This window comes from Gabonibacter massiliensis, assembly GCA_001487125.1.
In the GTDB taxonomy this organism is placed as follows: Bacteria; Bacteroidota; Bacteroidia; order Bacteroidales; family Marinifilaceae; genus Gabonibacter; species Gabonibacter massiliensis.
This window is the reverse complement of record LN913011.1, coordinates 109,457-121,921: the sequence shown is the minus strand read 5'-3', so window position 1 is coordinate 121,921 and position 12,465 is coordinate 109,457. Positions and strand designations below refer to the sequence as shown.

The window sequence follows — 12,465 nt, the reverse complement described above, 5'->3', positions numbered from 1 at the left end:
TAATTTTAATACGTATGAATAAAAAAGGGAATTTTGCAAAAACCGCATTGTTATGTGCACTGCTTTATGGACTTGCAGGACCTACATTCGTCGGTTGTAAAGACTATGACGACGATATCAAAAACCTGCAAACACAAATCGACGCCAATAAAGAGGCTCTCGCCAAAATCAAGGACTTGGTCGATAAAGGAGCAGTCGTGACGAAAGTCGAGTCCGACAACGAGGGAGGTATCTTCTTAACCTTATCAGACGGTACCAAACACCACATTACCAAAGGTGACCAAGGAGAAGAAGGAACAACCGGAAAAACACCGACCTTCTCCGTAATCGACGGAACTTTAGCTTATCAATACGAAGGTGAAGAACCTGTAAAAATCGAAGGAGCTACGCTTCCCAATATAACCGTGGACGATTTCGTGTTCACCTACGACGAGACTACCAACGAGTTATTATTGAACGGTAGTCCGGTGGCTACTTTACCCGCTGGACCTGCCGGAAAAGGTGTGGTAAAATTCGAAATCATCGACGGACACCTGTGGTGTACCTATACCGACGGCAATAAAGCCGACCTTGGCCAGGTAAAAGGCGACGCCGGCACGACCCCTGAAGTTCAATCTCCGAAATTCGAATTTTCCATCGTGGACGGCAAGCTGATGGTAAAAGACCTCAACAACCCGCAAGCCCTACCCGTTGAAGCCGGTGACATTAGCGGCATGTTTACATTCGGCGCCGATACGGATGGCAACTGGACCGTGAACGGAACCGTTGTCGGTCAAATCGCCCAAAGCGTGAAGCTGACCGTGGTTAACGACGTGCTTTGCCTAAACGGTGTAGCCATCGAACCGGAGATCCGTATGAATAACAACATCTACATGATGAGAAACACCAACGGAAGCATCACGATCAACATGCCGAAATACGAGAACGGAGTTTTCGTGGCCTACGAAGAGGTAACCTTACCGACCGTGGAGATGATGGGTGCCGCCCTGAGAAGCATCGCATTCATTCCGACCAAATTAGGCGACACGGACGTGGAGATCAACACATTGAACACCTACGCCACGATCGCTGAAATGGTAACCGCTTCCGGCGGAGAGATTTTAGCTGGCAACAAGGACGTGAAAATGTTATTCCAGGTATATCCGACCAACTTCGACCTGACGCAAGCAACATTGAAGTTCAATACCGAAGCGCCTATCGCGAGAACTGCCGGACCGACTTTCGGAACCCCGGTTATCGAAGCCGTTACGGGTACTCCCGGTAAGTTTAAAGTAACGGTTGCCGTAAACGGATTACAAGAAGGTAAGGTATATCCCGTTTCCGTCGTGGTAAATGACGAGATAGCCTCTTCGTTTATCAAGATCAAAAACGCGGCTCCCCTGGCAAAAACAGATGTAAATATCAAAACAATCGACGGAGAAGGTGTTGTCGGTAGCATACTTGCCAATACCCAAAGAAAATTAAAATACAACAACACGACCGGTATCAGCTACAACCTGGCAACCGTGAGAGATTCCGACGACGCGTTATTGAACAACTTGGGCTTCACGACCGGTATCGAATTGGCATTTGCCGATCCGTCCGATCCGAACAACGCCTATTTCGAGTTGGATCAAGCCACGCTGACCGTTAAAGCCAAAGCAACCAATACCCCGGCAGAAGCTCTTGAAAAAACATGTAACGTTATTTTCTACGCTAAAAACGGTGAAAACTACATCACCTCCAGCGTTGAAATCCCTTACATCCTGAAAGAGCAGGACGAAACGACACCGCCGACCCCGGGTACGATCCCGACGGCCTTCACGGCGAACTTGTCTGCGCAAAGAAATACAGGTGCCGCTGTTAACCTGAACACGGCAACGGGATGGAATTTCAATGCCATCGCCAACGAATTGGTTATCTCTGCCGCAACCTTAGAGGGATATACCTATAATACCTCGGCCGGAGACGGAAAATATACCGTGGAGATCGAAGGAGAATCTGCAGGAACTATAACTAATAGTAACTGGAACGTAACCAATGCGAGCGGTGTTCCCACGATCGAAATCCCGGGAACGGCAGCAGTAGAGGATTACACCATCACGATCACCTACCAAAAAGATGCCGACACGAAAGTACAGGCTAAAGTGAACCTGACCGTAACGGAAGAGGCTTCAACCTTGCAAAAAGTACCCGGATTCTGGACAGGAAATACGTTAAATATCAAAGGTAAACAAGCCTCCGGCGGCGATCCTCAAAACTGGGATATGGATTTCGACCTGACAAAAGCCATGACCGTAACAGCTCCTCAGACTTTGGCATTCGAAGTTGACCCGAGCAACGATTACGCTGAAATCGATATGGATAATAAAACACTGAAATTAAAAGCAGCTGCATTTGCAGGAGGAGATCTTAGTGCTATCCAGGGAATTCCCGTAACGATTATCGTTAAAAACAGCGCAAGTGCAGAAATTTACACGGAAGAAATCGTTGTGAAATACGTGAATCCGTTAGGTAACTTTACAAAAATACCGGATGCAGAGTTTATTGCTTACAATAAAGCCGGAAACAACACGGTAGAGATTACCAAACAATTGTCCTTAAAGGCAATCGACGGTTTCGAACTTGTTGATGCCTCAAACGGCGAGATTGATGCGACCTCTCCTTCTGTATTTGAAGGAACAACCGAAATCGAGGTCTTCAATCACAACACGACCACTCCTGCTGTCAACGTAAGTGTAGATCAAACGAGCGGATTGCTGACCTGGACCGTAGTTTCAGAAGCACTATTCACTGAAATCACGGTAGACGTAGTAGTGACCTACTCGACGAAATACGGTGACCGCATGATCACGATTCCGGTAACGATCAAACCGGCAAGTGAAGTGCCAGCACCTTAAAGGATAAAAAAGTTATGAAGATATAGCTTTAAATTTCAGACCAATGCAACCATTCGGGAGCGAGTGCAAACTCCCGAGCAGGAGAGGGGGTACGGAGGTACCCCCTTCTCTATTTTATGCATAATTATTTTCCCTTTTTGCATAATTATAGTGTTGATTTATACGATTTATCCTCCATTATATACTATTTTTGTGGTGTAAATCAAAAAAATACATTATGTCTAAGATTGTTGAGGTAAATGTTCAATCCGAAATCGGTAAATTAAACGGAGTGATACTCCACACGCCGGGAGAAGAGGTGGAAAACATGACTCCTGAAAACGCTGGCAGAGCACTCTACAGCGACATTTTAAATCTATCCATTGCCAAAAAAGAATACAAACAGCTCAGTGAGGTTTTGGGGAAACTGACCAAAACCTATCAGGTAAGAGACTTGTTGACAAACATTTTGAAAGACGACAAGATCAAGCAAACCGTGCTCGATCGAATCGAAAAAATCGAACCCTTTATCGCCGATGTTACCCCGAAAGGCTCCATCAAAGAGCGGTTATTGGATGAAAATGCAGAAGATTTGGCTCGTCTGCTCATCGAGGGAGTGGAGATGACACGCGACACGTTGACCAAATTCCTGAACAAGGATTGGTACGACCTGCGTCCGCTACACAACTTCTTCTTCACGAGAGATGCCTCCATGAGCATGTATAACGAGGTACTGATCGGTAAAATGGCCAATGCCGTACGCGATCGCGAATCCGTGATCATGCAGTCGATTTTCGACTTCACCCCGGAATTCAAAACCAAAACCCTGAACCTCGATCCGGCCTGCAACGCGGCCAGTCGCAAATGTACGATCGAGGGTGGCGACGTACTGATCGCGCGGGACGACATCTTAGTCATCGGAAACGGATGCCGTACCAACACTCACGCCATCGACATGCTGATGAACGAATTCATCAACCGCAAGGAAGAACGGGTACAACACATTCTCGTGCAGGAACTCCCGCACACCCCGGAATCCTTCATTCATCTCGATATGGTATTCACCTTCCTGGATCGGGATAAATGCATGGCGTACGAGCCCCTCATCATGAGCCCGGGCAACTACCAGACCGTACACATCAAAATCCAACACGGCAAACTGATCTCCATACGCCGGGAAAAGAACTTACTGCATGCCTTAAAAAAATTGGGCATGGACCTGGAACCGGTATATTGCGGAGGAGAAGACGACACCTGGAATCAGGAACGCGAGCAATGGCATAGCGGGGCGAACTTCTTCTGCGTAGCCCCCGGAAAAGTGATCGGTTACGCCCGCAACAACTACACGGTAGACGCCATGAATCAGGCCGGATTCGAAATCATCCGTGCTAACGACGTCATCAACAACAAAATAGACCTGAAAAATTACGAAAAATACATGATCACCATCGAAGGCTCCGAACTCCCCCGCGGAGGAGGCGGAGCCCGCTGCATGACCATGCCGGTCAACCGCGACAACGTCGAATGGTAAATAACTCGCTCAAAAGCACCTTTTGAACGACCCGAAATGAAAAACGCCCCCACAAGATTCTTGGGGGCGTTTTTTTATTCCCACGTCATACTCGAGAACAAGTTCAACGTGCAAACCATTATAAATTCGTAAGATTAAGAAATTAAGAGGTTAGGGGATTTATTGATTCCGTGATTGCATTCGAATCACTGAATCCTATTTATACGCGGAGACGAGCACAACATACTATAAAGCCGACATCCTTCGACCTTCTCGCATTCTCCAATTTTTTCCATCAATTAGCTCATTTATCATTATTTTAATTATACATATATTATATTTATATATTTTTATATAATATATTAAATAATTCTTTTGATATACATAATTATTTTTAGTTAATTTGTTATTATTGTATAACACATAAAATTTTTAATCATGAAAAAGAAAATTGTATTTATTGTCATGTTAGTCATGACCCTCACGGGGAGTTATATTTGCACCACAAATGCCGCCGCCAATGCGGAAGAGACACCACCGAAATTCATAGCCATACCGCGTAATCAAGTAGTAAATGAAGGTGAATCATTCAAGATCGAAGCCATCGTTACCGGAAGCCCAGAACCTGAGGTTCGCTGGTATAAAGGAAACCGGAGAATCTACAATAGCGAAAATTTTTCAATAAGCTATGACAAAGGAAGAGTAACGTTAGTAGTAAAAAAAGCAGTACCAGAAGATACAGGAGAATACAGAATCCTTGCAGAAAATCCCATAGGCATAGATCAAGTGACTTGCGAAGTATACGTATCGACAATTAAATAAAGTTATTCGACACAAGACGATAGAGAAAAGGGTCTGCTCATCAAACAGACCCTTTGTATCCTTAACATCTGCAAGCATACTGAGGTAGACATAATAATTATCCGTGGACTTCTATTCCAACTCTAACCCATTTCACGGCGTCAGTAGTCAACACCTTGCCGGACTTCTTATCCTGAAACACGAGTTTCATATCACCAGGGGGGAAGATTCATATTTTCCCAGCCAATTCAATCTCTTCCTTCCCCCACTTGTCCCATGTAATTGAACACACGAGGCTATTAATCTAACACTTAATCCACTATCATCAATCTATTTTCACCCATTTCACAGCGTCGGCATTCAATACCTTACCGGGTAAAAGTCCCTTATCCTGAAGTACGACTTTCACATCGCCCGGGGAAAGCTCATACCTTCCCGAAAACACCCATCCTTTTGCAAAATCAGAATCTGCCCCTTCTTTTCCAAGATCCAATGTAATCTCTTCCTTTCCCCCACTTGCTCCATGCAATTTAACTGTAAATGCAATACCTTTTTCAGGAGGAGCAAAGGATATTTTATCTTCCACACCATCATGAAAAAAAGAATATTCAACCGGTGGTCCCCCATCCAACACAAACGACGTTCCACCCGTGGTAACACACCTGATAAACAATTCATACGTTCCCGATTCCCTGATCGAGGCATTCCACTCTACCTGAGATTTACCGCTACCACCAGCCTTACTGTAAAAACTTCTTATAACATCACCGTGAGCGTAACCCGAAACAAAAAGCGTCCAACGCCATTCCGAACGATCTAAAGGGAAAAGGTTATATTTCTTCTTTCCTGGTTTTTCAAAATAAGATGACCGCTCTTCCCGAATCACGAAACCTTCATCCTCGTTATCCACGATAATCTCGTTAGCGGAAGGCATAAAACAGGTCGTATCGATCTCCCGAATCGAGTCCCGGTCCACCCAAACCTTACCCGGGATTAAAACATCAAATTGCTCCGGTATATTCCTCGAGAAACCGGTACTGATTAAAAAACGACTCGAATTCCCCTCTAATTGCGCCACCAAAGTAACCTCCATACAGGTTCGGGGAGCGACCGGGACATATCTCAACGTACCCTTTCGGTCGGGCCCTACCCACATTGAATGCGCATAATCCACGGAAACCATTCCCTCCACGTCACTTTTATTCCATACTTTAAAAGAAATCGTCGCCTGTTCTTTTTCCCAATTCTCGTTTATCTCGACATCCCGCACAACGAACGCCGGAACTCCCTTACTCGTGTACCAAGCATTTAACAAAGGATAAACATCTATATTAAAACGGCGATTCAGCTCGTTACAGAACACGTCAAAATCGACCTCCCGGCATTTATAACATTCCTTGAAATCATCGACAAACCGGATCAAGGAATCTCCCGCCAAGTTATGTAAATACCTCCACAATTCCCTCCCTTTTACCTCCACGATACTTTTCATTTCAGGAATTACCTCTCCTGACTTAAAAGCTTGCTCCAAACTGTTTCCCGAAAGATACTCGATAGCCTCCATGTCTCTCTCCACTTTAAACCATATAGAGCCCACCGGAAATTTATCCGGTTTCATCGCTTTAAAGATCGAGTTGATCATCGGGTAACGGGAGGAACTCAATAACAGGGTTCCCTCTTTCCCCAGGAAAGAGTAATCGTATTTATTCCACGAATCTGCCGTGATTGAACCACGCCTTTTATCCTTTTTCACGAGTGGCAACCACGAGAAAAATTCCCGCTCCGGCCCCGCTTTATAAAACATCTCGAAGTTTTCTACAATGATATCGGCCTCAACGTCAGGTAACGGGGTATCTTTTATTCCTTTTGACATTAAACGAGACTGTTCATTCCGTATCCTTCTTTGAAGCATCTCCTCGCCACCTCCCAATTGACTTGTTCGCCGTTCCGGAACGAGAAAAAGTTCCGGGTGAATGTAATCGGTTCCCTCCCTCCACGGCCGAATAAACGTATAAAAAGAGACCGGAACTTCCACGAGAGCGACCCTATCGTGCGGGTAACCGTAATAAGTGACAAATCGCCACTTGATCTTTTCAGCGGATTGACTCTTTCCCTCTCCCGACGCCAAAAAGGCTCCTGAACAAGGAAACTCCCCACGAGGATAATAATACTCGCTTAAAAAATCCTGGGCTTGGAATTGTTCTCTATCCATATCACCAGCGACCAAAACGATCCCGAAAAGATTTCGCTCGTTATCGAAACAAATCGTGTCCCCCTTCCCGGACATCTCTCCCTGCGAGAGCACCGTTTTTCGATCGGGATTTATCACGTTTAGCTTGTACAACGTGTAATCACGACGGGATATCCACGGGAAACCGACGTTCACGACTGGAATCGTCGTGGGATACCAGAGCGACTCGGGAGTCAACAAGGTGAAATCATCCGTCAAAAAGAAAAAACGATGACCAAAACATAACAGGTTATTAAAGTCCATGGCGTTAAACTCCTGGTCTTCGATTTCGGGGTAACAAATATTCGCCTCGATCTTACCGGAATATTTCATCATCACAATCGAACGACTTCCCGGTTGCATCTTGTACGGCACAACGATTACCTGATCCTGCCGCTCGAAGGACCGTTCCTTTCCGTCTATCATCAACACGGAAAGCTCCAAACCCGGGTTCAGGTAAAACAATACCGTGTCTACCGGGGTAGCATTCCGGTTCTCGATCAAAAGCTTACTATCCGACGACAAGTATCCCCCTTCTTGCCGGAACGTGATCTCGTGCTCCAACGTGTTCACTTTGGAGGAATTATCATACGTCCGATAGACAGCCCGGTAGCGTTCCCGAAGTTCGCTTCGACGTTCAAAAGGAAAAAGATAAATAAAACCGGTCACGATACCCGCCACAAAACAAAGGGCGATAATCTGCCAGGTATATTTCCACCTCCCGGACAATCGCCTGAAACCGGTAACCGAAAGAACAAACAAACCTATGGCAATCCAGACAAACACCAAGCGTTGTAACAGGTACCCCCCCATCCCGGGATGACCCGCTAACGGAGAGAAAATATTCGGCACCCGGGAAGCCGTGAAATCGGCAATACCATGAGCGAAAAAAGGAAACAAGGCTAACGATGCCCACAGGTAGAGTAGCAACCCCAACAAAACAAAAATTCGCGAACGAACGAACATTTTCACGCAGACGACCAACGCCGTGGTAAAAAGAATCGCCGGCAATGTCAACGTAAAGAAATAAAAGACATACTGTAAAGGAGAGAAAACAGCGTCTGTCACGAAAACGTGAAGCATCCCGGTCAACACCATCAACACGATATCTAACACGATCAGCATTTCAACGGTGGCTACCCCTTTTCCTATCACGTATTCCACGTTCCCGACTGGACGAGCCAACAGGGAATCGTTCGTGTTTTTCGACCGTTCGCGTTTTATAAAATCACCCGCTATAAAAATGGCGAAAAAAGCCTGAAACACGCAAAACAGGTAAGCGTTCGTGTAAGGGATGGCGGAAGGGATATCCGCCCGAAAAGCGTAGGAATCGACACGCCAGTAGCTATGAGCGAAAACATGAAAACCCGAAATACCTCCCACTAACAAAAAAGCCAAAAGAATAAAAACAAAATTCCTCGTCATCATCTTTCGCTCGTAGCTCGCAACTAAATTCATGTCTCTGAAATTCATATACCCCATTATCAATGATTAAATTATATTTCATTATTTGGATATCCAGAATAAAATAACGATATTTTATTTCTATTCATAAAGAATAGAAAATATTAAAATTTACAGCAAGATAAGAAAAAATAAATGCAAAACACAAAATATAAGTCACAAATTCGTACTTTACAATTTTCCAATTCGCCCCATGCAAAAAAACAAGTATCGTAATTGCAGATTAAATAGAATCAATACACTCCCGCACTCATAACATTAATTCACAATATGTAATTCAAATCAGATAATTTAAATTCATATTAGATCAACATATTAATTGATATTTTTGATATATATAATTATTTTTATTTTATTTGTTTGTATTATATAACTTACAAATTTATTAATTATGAAAAAGAAAATTGTATTTATCATTACATTATTTATAGCTCTCGCAGGAAGCTATATCTGTACCACAAATGCGGCAAGTAGCGCTGAGAATTCCATGCCGAAATTCATAAAAAAACCATCCGACCAAACAGTATCGCCAGGAGAAACGATAAAAATTGAAGCTATCGTCAGAGGAACTCCAACTCCCGAGGTTCGTTGGTATAAAGAAAACCGTAGAATTTACAACAACGATAGAACAACGATAAAAAACGATACAACAACGGGTAAAGCAACGTTAACGATAGTAAAGACAAAGCAAGAAGATCAAGGAGTTTACAAAATAAAAGCAGAAAATATAATAGGTAAAGCGGATACGACTTGCACCGTACATGTATCAAAAAAACGATAAATTCATCTGGCACGAAATCGAGTTTATGTCTTACAATAGAAAAAGAGTCTGTTTAATAAGCAGCCTCTTCTTCTTTGTCCCGACTCTATTTAATAGTATCAGCTATTAATCTAACCTTTAAATCCACTATCGTCAATCTATTTTCACCCATTTCACGGCATCTGCGGTCAATATCTTACCGGGCAAAAGCCCCTTATCCTGAAGTACAAGTTTTACATTACCCGGAGAAAGCTCATATTTACCTGAAGCAACCCACCCGTTAAAAAAATCAGAACCTCTCTCCTCTGTCCCGTAGTTCAATTTAATCTCCTCTTCTCCCCCGTTAGACCGACGCAACTTAACCGTAAAATCGTACTCCCTTTTCGCCTCCTCGGGAGGGATAAAAAAGATCTTGTCTTCCACTCCATCATGAAAAAAAGAGTATTCAACCGACGGATCATTTACAAATGATAATGGACTACCACTAGTAGGAACATGCTTGATAAACAGTTCATACGTACCCGCTTCCCTGATCGAGGCATTCCATTCTACCCGGGATTTACCGCTACCGCTGGCCTTACTGTAAAAACTTCTCACGACGTCACCGTGAGCGTAATCCGAAACAAAAAGTGTCCAACGCCACTCGGAGCTATTTAAAGGAAAAAGATTAAATCATCCGTCAAAAAGAAAAAACGATGACCAAAACATAACAGGTTATTAAAGTCCATGGCGTTAAACTCCTGGTCTTCGATTTCGGGGTAACAAATATTCGCCTCGATCTTACCGGAATATTTCATCATCACAATCGAACGACTTCCCGGTTGCATCTTGTACGGCACAACGATTACCTGATCCTGCCGCTCGAAGGACCGTTCCTTTCCGTCTATCATCAACACGGAAAGCTCCAAACCCGGGTTCAGGTAAAACAATACCGTGTCTACCGGGGTAGCATTCCGGTTCTCGATCAAAAGCTTACTATCCGACGACAAGTAAAACCATCTGACACAAAATCAATTTATTTTTTATCTTTTTACATCCATTCATCACGAAATCATTCCATCGTAAATTACTCTTATTTTTCCCCCACGTAGAGAGAGGCGATACCGAAAGTCAGCCGACGCTGCAAAACCCGACGATAACCGCAGGAATGCATTATGTTCAGGAATTGACCGCCTTGAGGAAAAGCAAAAACGGAAGTCGGCAAATATTCGTAGGCTTTCCGATTACCGGAAACTATACCTCCGATCCAAGGAAGTATTTTTTTAAAATAAAAACGATACAACTGCTTCATGGGGAAACGTTCCGGCGTTGAAAATTCCAATATGACCACCTTTCCTCCCGGCTTCAGAACCCGGTACATCTCCGTCAGTCCCTTTTCCAAATGTTCGAAATTCCGTACCCCGAAAGCCACGGTGACCGCGTCAAAGGAATTATCAGGAAACTCCAGGTTCTCGCTGTCCCCGTAACGAAAGTCCAGCCGATCCGTCAATTCCCGTTCCGTTGCCTTTTCCCTGGCAACAGCCAGCATATTTTCCGAAATATCTGCTCCGACTACCTTCTTTACCCCGTGTCTCAGTGCCTCTATGGAAAAGTCGCCCGTTCCGCAAGCCACATCCAAAACGATATCCTTACGCCCCGCTCCGACCACCTTCATCGCCTTTTTCCGCCATTTTTTATCAATCCCCATGGATAAAAGATGATTCAACAAATCGTATTTCGGTGCAATACCGTCGAACATCTCTTGTACCTTCTCTTTTTTTGCCATTTTCTCTTCTTTAATTTCAGCAGGACAAAAATACGAATTTAAACGATACTTAAAATCGTAAGTATTCCCTTCACTACTTATTTCGTGGTTTCAATACCATTCGGAATCGATCCTGCAATTGAACCTGTTGAATGAACAACTGAAAACCCTCGTAAGCCTCTTTCGGATAAATCCCGGCCTTCAACAAAAAATTCCTTTTTAAATAAATTTTATCCTTAAAACGCGACACCTCCGTGGAATACTCCCCATAAGGGCTGTATAAAAAAACCGGCGCAATTCCCGTCTCCACGACATATCCTTCCGGAATGCTCACGGAAATCGTATCTATTTGAGTAAACGAACAACTTATCTCTACCGGCGGCACACCATCTCCGGAAGACAAAGGGATATCCTTTATTCCTGAAAAAGAAAAAGGAGAAAAGAAAAGCCGATCCCCGCTTTTACCGCAAAAACCGATTAGAGTTCCTTTTATTTCATAACCGATCTCCGGAACGTCATTTCCCTCAGGCTCAAAAAACCGGAAATCTTTCAACTCCAATTTACCGCACGCCACGCGAGTCGATATCCATTTACGCTTTTCATCTTCCGGCTTTCTCATCCAAAATAGCAAACTATCCCGTTCTGCCTTTACTCCCGCATACTCACATTTCATTTCCAACCCGACCTTACCGTCCGCTTCGATCTCCAAATCAACCCGTACCTTCCGAATATTCTCGCGCAGGGGAAATTTCCGGGTACAGACCGATCCAACTTCTTCCTGAGCAAAAATTGAACCGAACAAAAAAATAAAAACTACATTCAATATCCACTTCATATTCTGTTTCTTTAACTAAATCGTTACTCCGACAAATTCGGACAAAACCAATAAATAACCAAATCAAAATAACAATTACAGGCAGAGCCTTCCAGCTTTTTTTTTACCGAAAGCTAAACTCCCTTTACCGGTTGTCATAGCCACCCTCTCGATCCTACTTTGAGGTAAAGGTATCATTCTGTTTTCAATTTATAAATTCTTTCTTAAAAAAATACATTCCTTTCCCGTCAAACTATTATCCATAAAAAAGCAACTGAAAACCA

Annotated in this window: 9 protein-coding genes; 4 read left to right on the top strand and 5 right to left on the bottom strand. The window is 43.8% G+C overall.

Going from position 1 to position 12,465, the window contains the following annotated elements:
- Positions 1 to 14 precede the first annotated feature (14 nt).
- From BN3283_RS01400 to BN3283_RS01390, 3 genes are all read left to right on the top strand, one after another.
- Positions 15 to 2,879, top strand: a complete 2,865-nt coding sequence (locus tag BN3283_RS01400; protein WP_059025407.1) for a PL29 family lyase N-terminal domain-containing protein — start codon at positions 15 to 17, stop codon at positions 2,877 to 2,879.
- A gap of 217 nt (positions 2,880 to 3,096) precedes the next feature.
- Positions 3,097 to 4,389, top strand: a complete 1,293-nt coding sequence (locus tag BN3283_RS01395; RefSeq protein WP_041502398.1) for an arginine deiminase — start codon at positions 3,097 to 3,099, stop codon at positions 4,387 to 4,389.
- Positions 4,390 to 4,806: 417 nt separating this feature from the next.
- Positions 4,807 to 5,190, top strand: coding sequence for an immunoglobulin domain-containing protein (locus BN3283_RS01390; protein ID WP_059025406.1), 384 nt, complete (start codon positions 4,807 to 4,809; stop codon positions 5,188 to 5,190).
- Between the two features lie 304 nt (positions 5,191 to 5,494).
- Here BN3283_RS01390 and BN3283_RS01385 read toward each other — a convergent pair whose 3' ends face one another.
- Complete coding sequence (locus BN3283_RS01385) at positions 5,495 to 8,857, bottom strand: ABC transporter permease (RefSeq protein WP_286137446.1); 3,363 nt, start codon at positions 8,855 to 8,857, stop codon at positions 5,495 to 5,497.
- Positions 8,858 to 9,254: 397 nt separating this feature from the next.
- Here BN3283_RS01385 and BN3283_RS01380 point away from each other — a divergent pair, with 397 nt between their 5' ends.
- The gene (locus tag BN3283_RS01380; protein ID WP_059025404.1) at positions 9,255 to 9,644 is read left to right on the top strand and encodes an immunoglobulin domain-containing protein; all 390 of its coding nucleotides are present in this window, start codon (positions 9,255 to 9,257) and stop codon (positions 9,642 to 9,644) included.
- Between the two features lie 132 nt (positions 9,645 to 9,776).
- Here BN3283_RS01380 and BN3283_RS01375 read toward each other — a convergent pair whose 3' ends face one another.
- The 4 genes from BN3283_RS01375 to BN3283_RS01360 form a co-directional block, all read right to left on the bottom strand.
- Entirely contained in the window at positions 9,777 to 10,220 is a 444-nt protein-coding gene (locus BN3283_RS01375; protein WP_059025403.1) for a hypothetical protein, read from the bottom strand.
- A gap of 56 nt (positions 10,221 to 10,276) precedes the next feature.
- Complete coding sequence (locus BN3283_RS01370) at positions 10,277 to 10,612, bottom strand: hypothetical protein (RefSeq protein WP_059025402.1); 336 nt, start codon at positions 10,610 to 10,612, stop codon at positions 10,277 to 10,279.
- 83 nt (positions 10,613 to 10,695) lie between these two features.
- Positions 10,696 to 11,388 carry a bifunctional demethylmenaquinone methyltransferase/2-methoxy-6-polyprenyl-1,4-benzoquinol methylase UbiE gene (gene ubiE, locus BN3283_RS01365; RefSeq protein ID WP_059025401.1) on the bottom strand — a complete coding sequence of 231 codons (693 nt, stop codon included), beginning with the start codon at positions 11,386 to 11,388 and terminating at the stop codon, positions 10,696 to 10,698.
- A gap of 73 nt (positions 11,389 to 11,461) precedes the next feature.
- Positions 11,462 to 12,202 carry a DUF3858 domain-containing protein gene (locus tag BN3283_RS01360; protein WP_059025400.1) on the bottom strand — a complete coding sequence of 247 codons (741 nt, stop codon included), beginning with the start codon at positions 12,200 to 12,202 and terminating at the stop codon, positions 11,462 to 11,464.
- Positions 12,203 to 12,465 lie beyond the last annotated feature (263 nt).

Excerpts from the sequence above, each read along its gene's own strand:
- BN3283_RS01390 (WP_059025406.1), top strand. The coding sequence starts at position 4,807 with ATGAAAAAGAAAATTGTATTTATTGTCATGTTAGTCATGACCCTCACG.
- BN3283_RS01395 (WP_041502398.1), top strand. The coding sequence starts at position 3,097 with ATGTCTAAGATTGTTGAGGTAAATGTTCAATCCGAAATCGGTAAATTA.
- BN3283_RS01385 (WP_286137446.1), bottom strand. The coding sequence starts at position 8,857 with ATGAATTTAGTTGCGAGCTACGAGCGAAAGATGATGACGAGGAATTTT.
- BN3283_RS01360 (WP_059025400.1), bottom strand. The coding sequence starts at position 12,202 with ATGAAGTGGATATTGAATGTAGTTTTTATTTTTTTGTTCGGTTCAATT.
- BN3283_RS01380 (WP_059025404.1), top strand. The coding sequence starts at position 9,255 with ATGAAAAAGAAAATTGTATTTATCATTACATTATTTATAGCTCTCGCA.
- ubiE (WP_059025401.1), bottom strand. The coding sequence starts at position 11,388 with ATGGCAAAAAAAGAGAAGGTACAAGAGATGTTCGACGGTATTGCACCG.
- BN3283_RS01400 (WP_059025407.1), top strand. The coding sequence starts at position 15 with ATGAATAAAAAAGGGAATTTTGCAAAAACCGCATTGTTATGTGCACTG.